A 17,426-nucleotide genomic window follows, 5' to 3' on the forward strand; every position below is an offset into this window, starting at 1 on the left:
CTTTCCTGCCGTTCTTCAGCCCATGCTCCCGCCCGCCGACGCCTTTTTGCCCGAACTCCAGTTTCAGACCAGCCGTAGCAGCGGGCCGGGCGGCCAGAACGTGAACAAGGTCGAGTCGCGGGTGGAGGCCCGCTTCCACATCGGCAACTCCCAGCTGCTCAGCGACGAGCAGAAGCAGACGCTGCTGGCCAAGCTGGCCTCCAAGCTCACCACCGAGGGCGAGCTGCTGCTCACGGCCCAGGAAGACCGGAGCCAGCTGCGCAACAAGGAAATCGTGGTGCAGAAGTTCTACGACACCTTGCGCAAGGCCCTGCACAAGCCCAAGGCCCGCAAAGCCACCAAGCCCAGCAAAGGCGCCGTGCGGCAGCGTCTCGAATCCAAGAAAAAGCACGGCGAGAAAAAGGCCAACCGCGGCAAGCTGGATTTCTAGCTAGTTCAAATCCAGGCCAAACAGCACCCCAAACCAGGGCTTGCGCTGATACAGCCAGTGGCTACCGTCGGGACCCAGGAGCTGGTCGAAGCCTACGGCCAGGCCCAGATTGAATATGCGGGCATCGTAAATAGCTGCCGCGCCGGCGTGCACCACGAAGCCTTCGTACTCTACGCCGCTGCCGACCTGCCGCAGCACATCGGCGCTGACGGCCGTGGAGCCCAGACCCGTAAACACTCCGTAGCCCAGCCCCACGGTGCGCACCTGCGGCGTCTGGCGCTGGTTGAGCTGCAAGTGGCTGTTGACGTGGTAAAAATCGAGGCGGCGGCCGAAGTACAGGGCCGCGTTGAAGTTGGTGTTGAGCTGTACCGGCACACCGCCCCGGGGCGGACGGGCTTTAAAGGGAATGGTGAATACGTCGAGGTCGAATTTGCGCTGGACCAGGACCACATACCGGCCGCGGCGCACGGCGTAGCTCAGGCGGTGGGGCGGGGCATCCGTTTTCGACTGCCCAAAAAAGTGCAGCGAATCCTGCGCCTGCTCCACGTAGAAAGCCCGGTCTTTGCCAACGGCCGTGGCCAGGGCCGGGTCGTTGGTGCGCAGAAACTGGTAGTCGCCGGGCTCCAGGGTGGGCACGTGCCCCACGGCGGCACAGCTGGCTAGCAAGCTGCTCAGGCCCAGGCAGAGGAAGTGACCCGTGAAATTCCGCAACAAGGAAAGATGGCGCATGCAGAGCGTTTGGATGGGAAGGAGCGCAAATATCCGGTTCGGGCGGGTTTGCACTGCACGCCCCGGGTTTATTAAATCCAGCCCTTGCGCTTAAACCACCCGTAAATTCCCACTGAAATGACGAGCATGGCCACCATGGCCGTGGGGTAGCCAAACTTCCAGGTCAGCTCGGGCATGTACTGGAAGTTCATGCCATAGATGCCCGCAATAAAAGTCAGGGCAGGAAAAAGGCCGAAAACACGGTCAGTACGCGCATGGCCTCGTTGGTGCGCTGCGACGACAACGAGAGGTACAGGTTCATCAGGTTGGTAGCGGCCCCGTCGAGCTGCTGGTAGAGCGTTTCTACTTTCACCTGCAAATCCTGGGTGTCCTGCAGCAGCGTTGAGTCGGTCGTGGAGGAAGTCAGCGTCTGCCGTCGCAGAATCGTCATAATGTCGCGGGTGAGCAACAGCAGCTGTTTGGCCGCCGAGGCTTTGCGCTTCAGAAAGTACAGGCCCTGCAGGGCGTTGGGCACTTCCCGCTTCAGGAATATCTCGGCCTCGTAATCATCCAGCTCCTTGGTGAGCACCAGGGCGGGCTGCACAAAGCTGTTGAGGGCGTAGCGCACCAGATGCACCGCCACCTCGGCCGGCGAAATGCACTCCTGCCCCGGCGACTGCGCCACTTTCTTCAGTTGGCTCAGCACCGGATGCGCCCGGCGGTGCACCGTAATCAGGTAGTCGGCGGCGTAAAAAATGGCAATCTTGGTACTAAGCTCCTGAATGGTATCAGCCTCCTGGTTGTCGGGGCCGCGAATACCCGCAGAATCACGAAGTTCAACCCGTTGGTGGTTTCAAACTTAGGCAGGTGCGTGGGCTCCAGGCAGTCCCGCACCAGGGAGTCGGGCAGGTCGTACTGCTCGGCCACGGCGCGTAGCTCGGCGGCAGAAGGATTGGTAATGTCAAGCCAGGCAAAGTGGCACTCTTGCTTGGTGAGCAGGTCTTCAGTCATAACGTAGGGAGCTGCCAGCCTTGCCCATTGGTGGTAAATGGAGGGACCAGCACTACTGTGCATACGCAAGAAAGGCGCAAGTATTTGCGCCTTTCCGTTCTGAAGTTGAATATTGGCCAGCTGCTTACAGCAGCGTGCCGCGCAGTACCATGGTGGCCACCGAGAAGTAAATGATCAGGCCGGTCACGTCTACCAGGGTAGCCACAAACGGGGCCGACGAGGTGGCCGGGTCTAGGCCGAGGCGCTTGAGCAGCATGGGCAGCATCGCGCCCGACAAGGCACCCCACAGCACGATACCCAGCAGGGAAAAGCCGACCGTAACGGCAATCAGGGCCCAGTAAGGACCGAAGTAGCCGGGGTCAATGTAGTTGGCCCACAGTACGATGCGGAACGAGCCCACCACGCCCAGAATCGTACCCAGCGCAAGTCCCGAAATGATTTCGCGCCGCAGTACCAGCCACCAGTCGGAGAGCGTAAACTCGCCCAGACTCATGGCCCGGATGATGAGGGAAGTAGCCTGGGAGCCGGCATTGCCGCCGGCTGAAATAATGAGGGGAATAAACAAACCCAGTACGGCGGCTTTCTGCAAATCGTCCTCGAAGTGGTGCATGGCTGAGGTAGTCAGCATCTCGCCGATGAGCAGAATCACGAGCCAGCCCGCCCGCTTTTTTACCATGCTCCAGATAGAAGTAGCCAGATACGGCTCGTCCAAGGCTTCCGAGCCGCCCAGCTTCTGGATATCCTCGGTGTCTTCCTCTTCCCGAATGTCGAGAATATCGTCGATGGTCACGATGCCGAACAGCACCCCCTCGTCGTTGACTACGGGCAAAGCCACCCGGTCGTTCTTGCGAAACACCTCAATGGCCGCTTCCTGATCCTGCATGGCGTTGAGGCTCACGTAGCGCCGGTCCATAAGCTCACTCACGCGCCGGTCGGGGTCGGCCAGCAAAAACTCCCGGATCCGGATGTCGTCAATCAGCACGCCGCGGTGGTCGGTTACGTACAGCATGCTCAGTGTTTCGGACTGTCCGCCGTGGCGGCGAATGTAGTCGAGCACCTGCTGCACGGTCCAGGTTTCGCGAATGGCAATGTAGTCGGGCGTCATCAGGCGGCCCACCGAGTACTCGGGGTAGCCCAGCAGCTCCAGCGTCACGCGGCGCTCGGGCTCCGAAAGGGTCTGAATCAGCTCCTTGACAAAGTCGTCGGGCAGAAACTCGAGCAGGGCCGTCCGGTCGTCGGGCGACATCTCGTTGAGAATGTCCGAAATCTTATCCTGCGAGAGGTTGGCCAGAAAGTGGCGCTGAATGTCCAAGTCGAGGTATTCAAACACCTCCGTGGCCAGCTTCAGGGGCAGCAGCCGAAACACGATTAGCTGTTCCCGCTCCTCTTCATTCTCGATTAGCTCTACCAGCTCCGAGGGCTCAAACGACTTGAGAACTTCCTTTAATTTAAAAAACTCGCCCTCCTGAATCAGGGACGTAATTTGGTCAGTAGTTGGATGCTGATTCATGGAAAAAGTCAGGAGGGAGGTGCTTCGCTAGGCAGCAGATTGAGTGAGGAATTCGGCGCGCAAAAGTAGGCCAAAAAAACCGGCTAGCCGCGTCGGTTTGCGTCATTTTTCCTAACGCCAAACTCCCGGCGGCAATTCCCGCAGCGGTTCACAAATGTTGGATTTATCCGCGTTGCCCGGCTTGGGTGCTGTTGGGCTACTCTGGCAGGGACGCAGGCTCCGCAATAGGCCGGCCAACGCATGTTTTGAGACCTGAAACCCGCCAAAAAGTTGTGCGCACCCGCAAATTCCCGAAAAAAATAATGTTTGGGTAACGGACTCGGTAAGCACCGATAAATCAAATCCGTACTGGCTTTTTCCCGCTATCAGCTTTCTGCGGGAGCTCAACCGTGGCAACTCCCCACCACTGGCCTCGTTGGGAAGTCAGTATCCCATGTACTTTTGAACCTGCTTACCCCTGTATTATGCCCCAGTCGTCTGCGTCACCCCTCGGAACGCTCGTTGCCCTCGGTGGCGGCGACGACGATGCCCTGCTGGCCCTGCTCACCGACCTGCTGGCCGATCCGGACGCGCCCATCGTAGTACTGGCCATGGCCGCCAGCGACGCCACGGCCACTGGCAACAACTACGTGAAAGCTCTGCGGGAGCTGGGCAATACCAACGTCTGCCACATCAAGATTGATGAGCGGCACTCCGCCGACAAGCCCGCCTCGCTTCGCCGCCTGAAAGAGGCGCGCCTGGTGTTTTTTACCGGCGGCGACCAGGAACTCATTACCGAATTCCTGCAGGGCACTGAGTTTCTGCGGGAGCTCAACCACCGTTACCGCACCAAGGCCGACTTTATTATTGCCGGTACCAGCGCCGGGGCTTCCGTGATGCCCGAGCACATGCTCGTGTCGGGCTACGGCTGGCGGGCCCTGCGCAAGGGTGGCATCCGCACCGACCACGGCCTGGGCCTGATCAGCAACGTGCTTATCGATCAGCACTTTGTGGAACGAGGCCGCTTCGGGCGGCTGGCCCACGCCATGCTCACGCACTCCATGTCCCTGGGCCTGGGCCTGGCTGAGGAAACCGGCATTATCATCCGCCACGGGCAGGAAGCCGAAGTGTTTGGCGACGGGGTGGTGATGGCCGTGGATGGCAAGCACATGCACGGCAACAACCTGGGCCGCATTGGTCGGGGGAGCCCGTGGCTGCCCAGGATTTCCGGGTGCACCTGCTTGTGAGCGGGCAGCGGCTCAATCTGAAGACCCGGCAGGTAGTAAATGAAGAATAATAGCTGCATTTTTGGGGCGTTCCACGGGCACTTCATTAGTGGCATAAATAGTCGGCACGCCTACTAGTTAATTCTTTTTTCTCGCTACATTTAGTCCCACAACCTCTCATTCTCACCCTTTTTTCTTTGTTATGAATCTAAGAACTCTACTCCTCGCGGGTGGTGCGCTACTCTCGGGTACGGCAGCCTCGGCAGGTGGCTATCAAGTGTCGCTGGCCGGGATAAAGAACAACGGCATGGGCGGCGTAGGTGTAGGGCTTTCCCTGGACCAGGCCGCTATGTTCTACAACCCTGGTGCCCTGGCCATGGTGCGGGAGCGGGGCGTACAACTTGGTGGTAACCTCACGTTTGCCCGCAACGCCTTTGTGGCGGAAGGCAGCAACACCCAGCGTGAACTCCGGAACTCGGTCGTTACTCCTTTTAGCCTGTTTGCCGGCTACGGCCCAGAGGAAGGCAAGTTCCGCGCGGGCATTGCCGTGTATACGCCTTTCGGCAGCAAACTGCAGTACGCCGAGGGTTGGGAAGGCCGCACTTCTCTGACCGACATTGACCTGAAGTCCGTATTCGTGCAGCCTACATTCAGCTATGCCCTGACCGACCAGCTCAGCGTGGGTGCGGGCCTGGTGGTGCTGGCATATGGTGCTGTAAACCTGCAGCGGGATGTTCCCCTGCCCGATTCTTATGGTCACATTGAGCTCGATGGCAAGGCCAAGACCAAGCTCGGCTATAATGCGGGCATTTTCTTTAAGCCTTCTACCAAGCTGACCCTGGGTATCAGCTACCGCTCCAAGATTGACGCCCAGGTAGAAGACGGTGACGTAACGTTCACTAATATCTCGCCCACGTTTGCCCCGCGCTTCCAGGCTACTAAGTTTGCCGCTACGCTGCCTTTGCCTGCTACCACCAGTATCGGTCTGGGCCTCATGCCCACCGACAAGCTGACCTTCGGCGTCGACATCAACTATGTGAACTGGAGTGCCTACCGGACCCTGGAGTTCAACTTCGACCAGCCTATCAACGGCTCTACGGTTTCAAGCTCCAAGCGCTATTACCAGGATGCCTTCACGTTCCGCGTAGGTGGGCAGTACAAAGTAACCGATGCCTTCACGGCCCGTATCGGTGGCGCCTACGACAACTCGCCGGTGAAAAATGGCTACGTGACGCCCGAAACACCCGATGCCGACCGTATCAGCGGAACGGCGGGCGTGTCTTACGCCGTTAATGAGCATTTCAGCGTGGATGTTTCTACGCAGTTTGTGAGCCTGAAGAAGCGCAGCCAGACGGCGCAGGACCTGCAGAACAACCAAACCACTGACCGCGTGGCTGGTACCTACAAAACCAACATCGTGATTCCGGGCCTGGGCCTGAATTACACCTTCTAATCCACCCTTTGCCTCTCGACTCATGAATACGACACTGTTTCGCAAGTTTGTGCCCTTCGTGGCACTGCTGGGGCTGGGCTTAACGGCATGCCAGCCCGATCTAGAAGATGATTTCAAAGCCAGCGCCGGTACGGCCGACTTTACCCGCTACATCGCCGTGGGCAACTCCCTGACGGCGGGATTCTCGGACAACGGTCTGTACCTGGAAGGACAGCAGAACTCCTACCCTAATCTGCTGGCCATGCAGTTTAAGGCAGTAGGTGGCGGCGACTTTGAACAACCCTTGTTTGAATCCAACCAAAGCAATGGTAGCGGCTATCTGACTATTACGGGCTTCGACAGCAGCGGCAACCCCATCATCGGCAACGTGGCCGCCAACGCGGCCGTAGGCTTGGGTGCTGATAAAAAGACCCCGCTGCTGGCTAAGTATACCGGCACCGGCAACCAGAACCTGGGCGTTCCTGGTATTCGCGTTGCAGATATTACCACGGTGGGCTACGGGTTCAATAACCCTCAGGGCTTTAACCCTTACTTCGAGCGCCTGCTCAACAACTCACCAGCCACCTACCTGCAGTACGTGCAGGAGCGGGTGAATACCATTAAGCCGACCTTCTTTACCAACTGGCTGGGCAACAACGACGTGCTGGGCTACGCTACCTCTGGCGGCGCGGGTACTCCTCTGACTACTGCGGCAGAGTTTTCCACCAAGTACCGCCAAATGCTGGATGTACTGACTTCTGGGGGAGCCAAGGGAGTGGTTGCAACCATTCCACCCGTAACCAACGTGCCGCTCTTCACGACGGTACCAGTAACGGCAATCATTGCCGGCATCAAAGCCAACAAGGATATTCCGAATGCCAGCAATGCTAGCCTGTATATCCGGACTGGCACGAACACTGTTCGGGAGGCTACCGCTAACGATTTGTTGCTCTTGCCGGCACGAGCTGTTATTGGCACAAAAGACCCTCTCAATCCGCTCCCGGTTGGGGTAGGATACAGCGCTACGTCGGCCAACCCTTTGCCTTCCCAGTTCGTCCTGGATGCCACTGAAATTACGAACGTAAACAACCGCACGGCTGACCTGAACAAGGTTATTACGGACGAAGCAAATGCCCGGGGACTAGCTGTATTCGACGCCAACGCTTACTTCGCTATGGTAGCCCGGAACGGGGTTATTACCAACGGTATCAGCAATTCGGCGGCCTTTGTAAGCGGCAACCTGTTTTCGCTGGATGGGGTTCATCCTACGCCCCGCGGCTATGCATTGATTGCAAATGAAATGATTAAGACCATCAATGCTAAGTACGGCGCAAGCGTACCGCAGGTGAATGCTGCTGCTTATCGGGGAGTGGAGTTTCCATAACCGATAGAGCACTACGCCCACAAAAGAAAAGCTCCTTCCCGCTACTGGGAAGGAGCTTTTCTTTTGGGTGGTCATAACTACACAGCAGGCCAAAGCTACCCTGAAAGCCCCTCGTTGACTAACCTCGGCGCAGAAACGGACTTGGCCCTTGAGGTACTTCTGCTAGCTTTGTAGGCTGTTATTTGTGCGCCAACCGAAAATGGCGGAGTACAATGATTTTTATACTTCTCGCGAATAGCAAGTAGTATTTCCTGTCTTCCCTTTATTCATTTTTCTATGAAACGTTTACCCATTGCAGTTCTAGCGCTGGCCTGTGCCTTTACGGGCTGTAAAAAGGACAATGAGGATACCCCCGCGCCTGCCCAGTCCAAGACGGACATGCTGACGTCGAAGAGATGGCGCGTAATTGCTGATGTCAGCACCGAAACCATCAATGGAAAAACTACGTCTTACGACGAGTTTGCTGATTATGAGGCGTGTGAGAAAGATAACTTCACCAAGTTCAGCCCTGATAAAACGCTGAAAGTGGATGAGGGTACCCTGAAGTGCGACCCCAGTGCAGATCAGCAGAGCAGCGGCACTTGGGACTTTAACTCGGATCAGAGCAAGCTTCTGCTAGCCTCGCCGGATTTGGGTGGTTTGACCGTTCCCTTCGAGCTGGTAGAGTTGAACTCGACCACTATTAAGCTACGCCTCACGCAGACCTTCGGGACGGACCCCAACAAGGAGACCTATACGGAGACCTACACGTTCAGCGCTTTCTAAAGTTGATTTCTGACACATAAAATAAGCCCGCTTCACTTACAAAGCGGGCTTATTTTATGGCTTCTTCTCAGCTCCCAGCAGTCAATTGACTGGCAATGACGGCGGCATGATGACGGCCGTTTTCAATAAACCAGAGGCTGGTGTTGAGTCCACCGCACACGGTACCGGCCAGAAAGAGGCCGGCTCGGTTGGTTTCGAAGGTTTCGGGATCATGCGTGGGAGTACGGGCCGCGTCATCCTGAAACGACACGCCCAGGGCCTCCAGCAGGCTATAGTCGGGGCGGTAGCCGGTAAGAGCATAGATGTAGTCGGCGGGCAGCAGCAGCTCCCCTCGGGCGTAACGACCGTGACGCCGGACGCCGAGATGCTGTGCACGGTTGTGTTGTACAGAGCCCGAATCCGGCCTTCGGCAATGCGGTTCAGCAAATCGGGCCGAATCCAGTATTTCACCGAATCGGAAACGGCCGCGCCGCGTACCACCAGCGTAACCTGAGCCCCGGCCCGCACCAGCTGCAGCGCGGCTTTGGCTGCCGAGTTCTTCGCCCCAATCACGACGACATGCTGGCCCATGTGCGGGTAGGGCTCCTTGTAGTAGTAGCTCACGTGCGGAGCATCTTCGCCGGGCACGTTCAGGCGGTTGGGTACGTCGAAAAAGCCGGTGGCCACAACAACGTAGCGCGCGGCAAGCCGGCCCTTTTCGGTTACAGCTTCGTAGGCTCCGGGTCCGCCTTCCAGCCGCAGCACCCGCTCGTAGAGGCGCAAAGTCAGCTTTTCGGACACGGCCACCCGGCGGTAATAGTCGAGTGCATCTTCGCGCAGGGGCTTGTAGTGGGCAGTAGGGAAGGGGTAGCCCCCGATTTCGAGCAGCTCGGGGGTGGAGAAAAACTCCATGTTGGTGGGGTAGCCCACCAGGGAATTAACCAGCGCGCCTTTATCGACGACGCAAACGGACAGACCCCGGCGCTGCGCTTCCAGGGCACAGGCCAAACCCACGGGCCCGGCCCCAATGACTACGGCATCGTAGGCGGCCGGGGCGGTGGCAGAAGAAAAAACGGTTTCAAGCATCACACGTCTAATACCAGTTGGCTTTGCTTCTGGTTTACAAAAAAAGAACATAAGTCAGCCAGGCCCAACCGGTAGGCCGGCCTGGGGTCCGGCTGAAACTGCTTAACTTGGCTATTCTTTCCGCAGTTAGTTTATTATGCAACGAGTACGTGTGTTTTTGCTGGTGTTTTTGGTCCTGGGCTTGGGTGCGGGCTGCAAAAAGGAGAAAACCGATTCGAAAGCCGCCTTGCTGACCAATAAAAACTGGCAGGTCAAGGCCATTGCCATTACCTCAACGGGTTCCCAGGCCGGCACCGTCGACGGCTATGCGCTGCTGCAGCCTTGCGAGAAGGACAACTACCTGCGCTTCAGTTCCAGCAAAGCCCTGGAGCTGAACGAGGGACCCAGCCGCTGCCCCGATGCCGAGCAGTCATCGGCGGGTAGCTGGGACGCCAGCGCCGACTACAGTACGCTGACCATTCAGCTGAACCAGTACAGCCGCATTGCCGGTGTGAAGATGGACGTCGTTACGCTGGAAGAAAGCCAACTGGTGCTGAAAAGCACCGTGGTACAGCCCGATCAGACGGTGGTTACGGTGACGACCTTCGGCGTACAGTAAAAGTAATAGACCCGTTTTTAAAGGCCGTAACCCCAGTGGGTTGCGGATTTTCTGTTTTAGGGTTTGCGCAAAGAAAAGAATAGCTCGGTAGGCACGACTTACTTAGTGCGAACCATGTTGCGTATCAGCCTACCCAACTGACTATAGACTGGGGCACCTGGAGCATACCGACAGCCGGAGCGCTGGTCGTAACCGACGCCTGGAAATAACCCGATAAGAGTTCTTTGCCCGTTATGGAACGGGTGAAAGGCAGCTACAGCATTGAGGAGCAAGTCAGCAGACGCTGGCTCTGAAGTCTACGCACATTACTGGCCGCAACCAGGACTCAGGCATAGTGTATCGGGCGGTGTTTACCCGGGAGCCATAGCGGCAGCTTTTCTAATCGGCTGACGCAAAGAGCTGGTTATGTAGGAGCTAGGCCCGGCGCTGCCGGGCCTTTAAGGCCCCCGTCGACCACAGGGCCGTACCAATAAGCACGGGCTGAAAGAACAGGCGGCCCAGCCGTTTGGCGTCGGTGTCGAGGCCGAAAGCGGAAATGTGGTGGGTGTACTGGTGGAGGTTGCCGGGAAAGACTAACGCGTAAAAAACGCCCAAGCCCAGGCCCATTTCCCGGCGGCGCCGTTTCCAGAGCAACAGCGCTAGTCCCAGCCCGATTTCTATCACGCCCGATTGCAGCACGACGGTATCCTTGTCTAGCGGTACGAAGTCGGGGACCTGGGCCTGAAACTCCTGGCGGGCCACGGTGAGGTGGCTAAGGCCAGCTACGACCATAAATGCGCCCAGCCCGATGCGGGCCAGTTTTTGGGCAGTGGTAGTAGGCTGAGGCATAGGTTGGCGAAGTTTGAACAAGGTGGAGCCCAACTATACGCGGCTGGCCGGGCGCCGGATAAGCTGCGCCGCAAAAAGCCCGGCCAGCCGGCGTAGAATACCCAGAACTTGGTATTGCAGCCGGCGGCGGAAGAGAGGACCTTTGTGGAGGCAACTGGCTTGCGTAAGAAGCTGGTCGTCAGTCCCGTATTTCCCTTCCCTGCTCTCCATGAAACACTACTACTTATTGCTCCTCGGCGGCCTGCTTACTTCCTGCTTTGATAAAGAAGAGGTGCCCCCAAGCCGTACCCAACTGCTGACGGCCAGCCCCTGGGCCATGACCAGCTACGTCGACGACACTAACGGGCAAAATCCCCTGCAGCGCTTCCAGAGCTGCGACCAGGACGACTCCTTCCGCTTCGATACCGGCGGCACCTATATCGAAGAACGCGGCAGCCTGCGCTGCACCAACGAAACGGCCGGTCCTACTTCGCTCGGGCGCTGGACGGCCAAAGACGACGTGGACTCGCTCACGGTGACCGGGGTGGCTGGCGACGGGCTCATTCTACGCACGAAGTGGAAAGTAACCGAGCTGACCACCAGCAGCCTTACGCTAAGCCGCCGGACCGTCAGCTCGACCGGCGTGGCACGCACTAGCACGGTGCAGCTGGTAAAAAAGTAACCTCTCCCACGTTATCTATCTTCACATTTCTGGTTGCTACTTTATCAAGTTAGGGCGAAAAGAAACGGGCAGCCCTGCATGGCTGCCCGTTTTTGGTTGTGGCTGGTAAGCCGTGCGTTAGTGAGCTTGTAGCCAGTTTTGGCCGGTGCCCACTTCCACTTCCATTGGTACGCTCAACGGCAGGGCCCCAATCATGAGCTCCTTGATGCGCGGAATGATGTAGTCGACTTCCTCTTTGGGGGCGTCGAACACCAATTCGTCGTGCACCTGCAGAATCATCTTGGTGCCCAGGTTTTCCTTGTCCAGCCACTCGTGGATGCGGATCATGGCAATCTTGATGATGTCGGCCGCCGTGCCCTGTATGGGGGCGTTAATGGCGTTGCGCTCGGTGAAGCCCCGCAGCGTGGCGTTGCGGGAGTTGATGTCGCGCAGGTAGCGGCGGCGGCCCAGCAGGGTTTCGGCGTATTCCAGCTCCCGGGCCTTGTTGATGCTGGCGTCCATGAACTGCTTGACGGCCGGGAACTCCTGAAAGTAGGCATCGATAATTTCCACGGCTTCCTTGCGGCCCACGCCCAGGCGCTGGGCCAAACCGAAGGCTGAAATACCGTAGATGATGCCGAAGTTAACCATCTTGGCCTTGCGGCGCATTTCGCCGTCCACGGCTTCTAGTGGCACTTTAAACACCTTGCTGGCGGTGCTGCTGTGAATGTCGATGCCCTGGCGGAAAGCCTCAATCATGGTGGCATCCTTCGAGAAGTCGGCCATGATGCGCAGCTCAATCTGGGAGTAGTCGGCCGCTACCAGAATGTGCTCGGCGTCACGCGGCACGAAGGCCTTGCGGATTTCCCGGCCTTTCTCGGTCCGAATCGGAATGTTCTGCAGGTTGGGGTTGGTGCTGCTCAGTCGGCCGGTGGCGGTTACGGCCTGGTTGAAGGACGTGTGCACCCGGCCGTCGGCCTCACAGACCAGCTGGGGCAGGGCCTCGACGTAGGTGCTGCGGAGCTTGGTGAGCTGGCGGTGCTCCAGAATCAGGGCGGCTACAGGGTTTTCGGCGGCCAGCACGCTCAGTACTTCCTCGCCGGTAGCGTACTGCCCGGTCTTGGTTTTCTTGATTTTGCCGCCCCCGAGCTGAAGCTTGTCGAACAGGATTTCGCCCAGCTGCTTGGGGGAGCCAATGTTGAATTCCTGCCCGGCCGCCGCGAAAATCTGCTTTTCAATGTCGGTGATGTAACCCTGGAGCTGGGCCGAATATTCGCCCATGGCGCTGGAGTCAATCCGGACGCCTTCGTACTCTACGTCGGCCAGCACCGGCACCAGCGGGTTTTCCACCTCGTTGAGCAGCTTAAGCAAACCCAGGGCCGCCAGCTTGGGCTCAAACACGTGCTTGAGCTGCAGGGTCACGTCGGCATCTTCGCAGGCGTAGTCGGCCACTTCCGCGGGCGGGATGTCAGCCATGGTTTTCTGCTTTTTGCCCTTGGGCCCAATCAGCTCGATAATGGAAATGGGCGTGTAGTGCAGGTAGGTTTCGGCCAGCACGTCCATGTTGTGGCGCATGTCGGGCTCCAGCAGGTAGTGGGCCAGCATGGTGTCGAACAGGGGCCCGCCGATGCGGATGCCGTAGTGCTTGAGAATGGTCAGGTCGTACTTAATGTTCTGCCCAACCTTGGTGATGCCCTCGTGCTCGAGAAACGGCCGGAACTCGTCCACCAGCGCCTGGGCGGCCTGCTCGTCGTCGTGGGGCACGGGTACGTAGTAGGCCTCGCCGGGCAGCCAGCAAAAGCTCAGGCCCACCAGGCGCGCCGTCATCGTGTCGAGGCCGGTAGTTTCGGTGTCGAAGCTGACTTCCTTTTGCAGCAAGAGGAACTTGAGCAGGTCCTGACGCAGGGCGGGCGTGTCGATGAGGTGGTAGTTGTGCGGTACTTCGGCCAGGGTGCGGCGGGTAGTGGGCAGCGCGTCGGCTTCGTCGTCCTCGATAAACTCGGTGATGCCCACGGGCGCGGCAAACAGATTGGCCTGGTGGCCGGCACCGGTCGGAATCAGGCTTTTCTTGCCCTTGGCGGGGCTAATCGGGGTGGCTGAGGTGCGGGCCGGACCGGTTTTGAGCACTCGGGCGGCCAGCTGCCGGAACTCCAGCTCGTCGAACAGGGCGGTGAGTTTTTCCTCGTCGGGGGCCGAGCAGCTCAGCTCATCCGGCTCGAAGGGAATGGGCACGTTGATGTGGATGGTAGCCAGCTCCTTGCTCAGCAACCCCTGCTCGGCGAAGTTGCGCACGTTTTCCTGCTGCTTGCCCTTGAGCTGGTCCACGTTGGCAATCAGGTTTTCGACCGAGCCGTACTGCTTAATCAGGGCTTTGGCCGTCTTCTCGCCGATGCCGGGAATGCCGGGAATGTTGTCGGAAGCGTCGCCCTGCAGGCCCAGAATATCGGTGACCTGCTCCACCCGGTCAATTTCGAAGCGCTGCAGCACGTGGGCCAGGTCCAGCACTTCGGCCGAGTTGCCCATAAAGGCCGGCCGGTAGATTTTCACCTTCTCCGTCACGAGCTGGCAGTAGTCCTTGTCGGGCGTCATCATGTACACCTCGTCGAAGCCCTGCTCCTCGGCGTGCCGGGCCAGGGTGCCAATCACGTCGTCGGCCTCGAAGCCGTCCATGACCAGAATCGGGATGTTGAAGGCCTCGATGATCTTCTTGATGTAGGGAATAGCCGTGCCTATGTCCTCGGGCATGGCCTGGCGCTGGGCCTTGTATTCGGCAAACTGCTCGTGGCGGAAGGTCTTTTTGGCCGCGTCGAAGCACACGCCAATGTGGGTCGGCTTTTCTTTCTGCAGCACTTCCACCAGGGTGTTGGTGAAGCCTAGCACGGCGCCGGTGTTCATGCCCTTGGAGTTGATGCGCGGATTTTTGCTGAAGGCAAAGTGGGACCGGTAAATCAGGGCAAAGGCGTCGAGCAGGAAAAGCTTTTTGCGGGGTTGGGTGGCGTCGGTAGTCATAGTAGGGGCGAAGGTAAGCAACGACTCGGGCGTTGCGGCGGCAGGCGCGTTGTGGCTGGTACCGGTAAAACCTGGGTTGAGGAATACGTAAAACAACTCCTTGGGCAAAGTTTCTACTACGCAGCTCAGCCAAAGACACTACCTATACGAAGAAACCGGCAGCTTGACAGTAGTAATTGCCCGCAGGAAGTCGAAGCAGTTTTCAACGCATCGACAACGGAAAGCCTGCAGCGTCTAAAATGTCGTTAGTTTTGCTAATTGTCTAACCAACAACTATATGAAAAAACTAATATACGCAAGTCTAGGGCTGGTACTATGTATGGGAGCAGGGCCGGAGGCCGCCGCGCAGGCCGTGGCCGATCCGACGCTTGGGCCCGTCACGGTGCTACAGTCGGGGATAGTAAACAACGTGCAGCAGCAGCCTGATGGCAAGTACCTGGTAGGCGGCTATTTCACGCAGGTAAATGGCACCGCCGCCACGGGCCTGGTCCGACTAAACGCCGACGGCTCGTTGGATAATGCTTTTACCAGCACCGCCAATAACCGGTATCCCATCAACAAAATCCGGCTGCTGCCCAACGGCCAGATTCTGCTGCAGGCGTACGGGGCCATTACGGTCGGGGGCCGCAACTTCATCACAATAGCCAAGCTGAATGCCGACGGCAGTCCGGTCACAAGCTTCTCGGTGGGTAGCGGCGCACCGTCGGTAAGCACGATGGAAGTACAGGCCGATGGCAAAATCCTGGTGGGCGGCGACTTTACCACCTTCAACGGCGTAACCGCCAACGGCCTGGTGCGGCTGAATGCGGACGGCAGCATTGATCAGGCCTTCTCGACGGCCCTGAACGGGGGCTTTACCCGCACGAGTTCCAACCAAGCTACCGTCCGGAGCGTAGCCGTGCAGCCCGACGGTAAAATTCTGGTGGCCGGTAATTTCGACAACTACAATAATACGGGCCGCAAGGGCCTGGTACGGCTGAATGCCAACGGCTCGCTCGATACCAGCTTTACGCCCGCTATTACTACCAACAACACGGATTCTGAAGTGCTGGCCGTTGCCCTGGACCCACGTACCAATTACGTGCTGGCTTTCCGGAGCGGCTTCTCGGTCCAGCAGATTCTGCGCATGACCACCACCGGCGCCCTCGACAACACGTTCACCACCCAATCTACGTTCAACTGCCTGAGCTACAGCTCTACGAACAGTGAAGAATTCGCCGTCGACTCCAACGGCCGGGTGATAGTGAGCGGCTGTTTCGTTAACTATGGCGGAGTGGCCAGTGGCAATAACTTCGTTACCCGCTTCCTGTCCAACGGCCAGCGCGATACGCAGTTTGCCGTTGGCCAGCAACTGGATAGCCGGGCCACTTGCGTAAAGGTGCTGGCCAATGACGATGTGCTGTTGGGCGGGGAGTTTTCCCGGTATGGCAGCATCCGCAACGTAAACCTGGTGCGCCTGAACAGTGCTGCGCAAGCCCTGGCTACGCCCCGCCCGGCCCTGATGGCGGACGGCGCGGTGGAGGATGTAGTGCAGCAGCCCGATGGTAAGCTGCTGGTGGGCGGTAAGTTTTGGCAGATCAATGGGCAGGCAGCCGGCAACATTGCCCGGCTCAACCTCGACGGCACGCTCGATAACAGCTTTCAGCTGAATGGCGTAGATGGCCAGGTGCGCAAAATTGCCGTGCGCGACAATGGCCGCATCGTAGTTGCCGGCGACTTTACTACCGTTGGCACCCAGGCCTCACCCATGGTGGCGCAGCTGCTGGCCAATGGCAGCCCGGATGCTTCCTTTGCTACGGCTGGAACTGCCACCTCGGCCGGTGCTTATACCAGCAACGTACATGCGCTGGCACTGCAGGCGGATGGCAGCCTGCTGATAGGCGGCCCATCCACTACCCTGGGCAATTTCTATGGCCCCCTGCACCGGGTACTTACCAACGGCGCCGTTGACGCGGCCTATTCCAACCAGATTGGCCAGTTCCCGGAAGTGCTGAGTCTGGCTGCGCTGCCTTCCGGTAAGCACTACGTCGGTTTCCGAGGATCTAGCCCCGCCGCCCTGGTCCGCCTCAACGCCAACGGCAGCCTCGATAACACGTTTACCGCCGGAACGTCCACTGGCTATGTCGTGATTAACGACCTGGTGGTTTTGCCCAATGAGAAGGTGTTGGCGGGCGGCTCGTTTTCCAACTACGGCGGCACAGCCCGCACCAACCTGGTGCAGCTGAATGCCAACGGGACGGTGGATGCGGCGTTTGTGCCGCCGGTGCTCAGCGGCACCGGGATTACCTCGCTGGCCCGCTACGCGAATGGGCGAATTCTAATTGGTGGCGGCAGCCTGAGCGTCGACGGCATTTCGCGGGGAACGGTAGCGCGCCTGAATCCGAATGGCTCCTACGATGCGTCGTTTAGCAGCACCCTGCGGAGTGGGTATAATGCCTACGTGACGCTGCAGGCCGACGAGTCGGCGCTGGTGTACAGCACGTCACTGTATTTCGGCAGCACGCCGAATCAAACCTTGCCGCTCGTGCGCCTGACGGCCCCGAACGTGCTGAGCGTGAGCAGCCGCCAAAGCACGGCCCGCACCGAGGCCTGGCCCGTTCCGGCCCACTCAGAGCTGCACGTGCAGGTAGAAGCCGCCGCCCAGCCCCGCAGTCTGGAACTGCTCGACGCGACGGGCCGGGTGGTGCTCAGTCGGGCTATTCGGGAGGCCGAGCCCGTGGTGCCCGTAAGCCAGTTGCGGGCCGGGCTTTACCTATTGCGCGTGAACTACGCCAACGGCTCCGTGACCCGCCCCGTCGCGGTGGAATAACCTGCGCCACACTTTTTTCCCAACCCCGCGCC

General features: G+C 58.8%; 14 protein-coding genes and 2 pseudogenes. 8 read left to right on the forward strand and 8 right to left on the reverse strand.

Annotated features, from left to right (window positions below; translation table 11 throughout):
* Positions 1–22: 22 nt before the first annotated feature.
* Positions 23–430: an alternative ribosome rescue aminoacyl-tRNA hydrolase ArfB gene (gene arfB, locus MUN79_RS06755; protein WP_244676973.1), complete on the forward strand. Its 408-nt coding sequence runs from the start codon at positions 23–25 to the stop codon at positions 428–430.
* Here the strand turns inward: arfB and MUN79_RS06760 are convergent, their stop codons facing one another.
* From MUN79_RS06760 to mgtE, 4 genes and pseudogenes are all read right to left on the reverse strand, one after another.
* Positions 431–1,159, reverse strand: coding sequence for a hypothetical protein (locus tag MUN79_RS06760; protein WP_244676974.1), 729 nt, complete (start codon positions 1,157–1,159; stop codon positions 431–433). It lies immediately after the preceding gene.
* A gap of 71 nt (positions 1,160–1,230) precedes the next feature.
* Positions 1,231–1,955, reverse strand: a pseudogene (locus MUN79_RS06765) (CorA family divalent cation transporter).
* On the reverse strand, positions 1,871–2,149 hold the full coding sequence (locus tag MUN79_RS06770) for a CorA family divalent cation transporter (RefSeq protein ID WP_244676975.1): 279 nt from the start codon (positions 2,147–2,149) through the stop codon (positions 1,871–1,873). The pseudogene MUN79_RS06765 and the gene MUN79_RS06770 overlap by 85 nt, the downstream one beginning before the upstream one ends.
* A 124-nt stretch (positions 2,150–2,273) precedes the next feature.
* Positions 2,274–3,659 carry a magnesium transporter gene (gene mgtE, locus MUN79_RS06775; protein WP_244676976.1) on the reverse strand — a complete coding sequence of 462 codons (1,386 nt, stop codon included), beginning with the start codon at positions 3,657–3,659 and terminating at the stop codon, positions 2,274–2,276.
* 464 nt (positions 3,660–4,123) lie between these two features.
* Between mgtE and MUN79_RS06780 the strand changes: the two genes are divergently transcribed.
* From MUN79_RS06780 to MUN79_RS06795, 4 genes are all read left to right on the forward strand, one after another.
* Entirely contained in the window at positions 4,124–4,885 is a 762-nt protein-coding gene (locus tag MUN79_RS06780; RefSeq protein ID WP_244676977.1) for a cyanophycinase, read from the forward strand.
* Positions 4,886–5,066: 181 nt separating this feature from the next.
* Entirely contained in the window at positions 5,067–6,317 is a 1,251-nt protein-coding gene (locus MUN79_RS06785; RefSeq protein WP_244676978.1) for an OmpP1/FadL family transporter, read from the forward strand.
* Positions 6,318–6,339: 22 nt separating this feature from the next.
* On the forward strand, positions 6,340–7,680 hold the full coding sequence (locus tag MUN79_RS06790) for an SGNH/GDSL hydrolase family protein (protein ID WP_244676979.1): 1,341 nt from the start codon (positions 6,340–6,342) through the stop codon (positions 7,678–7,680).
* A gap of 276 nt (positions 7,681–7,956) precedes the next feature.
* A complete protein-coding gene (locus MUN79_RS06795) occupies positions 7,957–8,445 on the forward strand; it encodes a hypothetical protein (RefSeq protein WP_244676980.1) in 489 nt (162 codons plus the stop codon).
* A 67-nt stretch (positions 8,446–8,512) separates the two neighbouring features.
* Here the strand turns inward: MUN79_RS06795 and MUN79_RS31720 are convergent, their stop codons facing one another.
* Both MUN79_RS31720 and MUN79_RS06800 read right to left on the reverse strand, forming a co-directional pair.
* Positions 8,513–8,890 carry an NAD(P)-binding domain-containing protein gene (locus MUN79_RS31720; RefSeq protein ID WP_375378242.1) on the reverse strand — a complete coding sequence of 126 codons (378 nt, stop codon included), beginning with the start codon at positions 8,888–8,890 and terminating at the stop codon, positions 8,513–8,515.
* Positions 8,833–9,561, reverse strand: a pseudogene (locus tag MUN79_RS06800) (FAD-dependent oxidoreductase); the annotation flags it as partial. The pseudogene MUN79_RS06800 and the gene MUN79_RS31720, both read right to left, overlap by 58 nt.
* An 85-nt stretch (positions 9,562–9,646) precedes the next feature.
* Between MUN79_RS06800 and MUN79_RS06805 the strand changes: the two are divergent.
* Positions 9,647–10,108, forward strand: coding sequence for a hypothetical protein (locus MUN79_RS06805; RefSeq protein WP_244676981.1), 462 nt, complete (start codon positions 9,647–9,649; stop codon positions 10,106–10,108).
* 414 nt (positions 10,109–10,522) lie between these two features.
* Here MUN79_RS06805 and MUN79_RS06810 read toward each other — a convergent pair whose 3' ends face one another.
* Complete coding sequence (locus MUN79_RS06810; protein ID WP_244676982.1) at positions 10,523–10,936, reverse strand: DoxX family protein; 414 nt, start codon at positions 10,934–10,936, stop codon at positions 10,523–10,525.
* Positions 10,937–11,144: 208 nt separating this feature from the next.
* On the opposite strand from MUN79_RS06810, the gene MUN79_RS06815 reads away from it, so the two are divergent.
* Complete coding sequence (locus MUN79_RS06815) at positions 11,145–11,597, forward strand: hypothetical protein (RefSeq protein WP_244676983.1); 453 nt, start codon at positions 11,145–11,147, stop codon at positions 11,595–11,597.
* A 117-nt stretch (positions 11,598–11,714) separates the two neighbouring features.
* Here MUN79_RS06815 and polA read toward each other — a convergent pair whose 3' ends face one another.
* Positions 11,715–14,585 (reverse strand): DNA polymerase I, encoded by a 2,871-nt coding sequence (polA, locus tag MUN79_RS06820; RefSeq protein ID WP_244678286.1) that lies wholly within the window; start codon positions 14,583–14,585, stop codon positions 11,715–11,717.
* A gap of 277 nt (positions 14,586–14,862) precedes the next feature.
* Between polA and MUN79_RS06825 the strand changes: the two genes are divergently transcribed.
* Complete coding sequence (locus MUN79_RS06825) at positions 14,863–17,394, forward strand: T9SS type A sorting domain-containing protein (RefSeq protein WP_244676984.1); 2,532 nt, start codon at positions 14,863–14,865, stop codon at positions 17,392–17,394.
* Positions 17,395–17,426 lie beyond the last annotated feature (32 nt).

It is taken from the genome of Hymenobacter cellulosilyticus (assembly GCF_022919215.1).
GTDB classification, from domain to species: Bacteria; Bacteroidota; Bacteroidia; order Cytophagales; family Hymenobacteraceae; genus Hymenobacter; species Hymenobacter cellulosilyticus.

Bases quoted from the DNA above. Each gene is read 5' to 3' on its own strand.
- MUN79_RS06810 (WP_244676982.1), bottom strand. From the start codon at position 10,936: ATGCCTCAGCCTACTACCACTGCCCAAAAACTGGCCCGCATCGGGCTG.
- MUN79_RS06805 (WP_244676981.1), top strand. From the start codon at position 9,647: ATGCAACGAGTACGTGTGTTTTTGCTGGTGTTTTTGGTCCTGGGCTTG.
- polA (WP_244678286.1), bottom strand. From the start codon at position 14,585: ATGACTACCGACGCCACCCAACCCCGCAAAAAGCTTTTCCTGCTCGAC.
- MUN79_RS06760 (WP_244676974.1), bottom strand. From the start codon at position 1,159: ATGCGCCATCTTTCCTTGTTGCGGAATTTCACGGGTCACTTCCTCTGC.
- MUN79_RS06785 (WP_244676978.1), top strand. From the start codon at position 5,067: ATGAATCTAAGAACTCTACTCCTCGCGGGTGGTGCGCTACTCTCGGGT.
- MUN79_RS06825 (WP_244676984.1), top strand. From the start codon at position 14,863: ATGAAAAAACTAATATACGCAAGTCTAGGGCTGGTACTATGTATGGGA.
- MUN79_RS06790 (WP_244676979.1), top strand. From the start codon at position 6,340: ATGAATACGACACTGTTTCGCAAGTTTGTGCCCTTCGTGGCACTGCTG.
- MUN79_RS06815 (WP_244676983.1), top strand. From the start codon at position 11,145: ATGAAACACTACTACTTATTGCTCCTCGGCGGCCTGCTTACTTCCTGC.
- MUN79_RS06770 (WP_244676975.1), bottom strand. From the start codon at position 2,149: ATGACTGAAGACCTGCTCACCAAGCAAGAGTGCCACTTTGCCTGGCTT.
- mgtE (WP_244676976.1), bottom strand. From the start codon at position 3,659: ATGAATCAGCATCCAACTACTGACCAAATTACGTCCCTGATTCAGGAG.
- arfB (WP_244676973.1), top strand. From the start codon at position 23: ATGCTCCCGCCCGCCGACGCCTTTTTGCCCGAACTCCAGTTTCAGACC.
- MUN79_RS06780 (WP_244676977.1), top strand. From the start codon at position 4,124: ATGCCCCAGTCGTCTGCGTCACCCCTCGGAACGCTCGTTGCCCTCGGT.
- MUN79_RS06795 (WP_244676980.1), top strand. From the start codon at position 7,957: ATGAAACGTTTACCCATTGCAGTTCTAGCGCTGGCCTGTGCCTTTACG.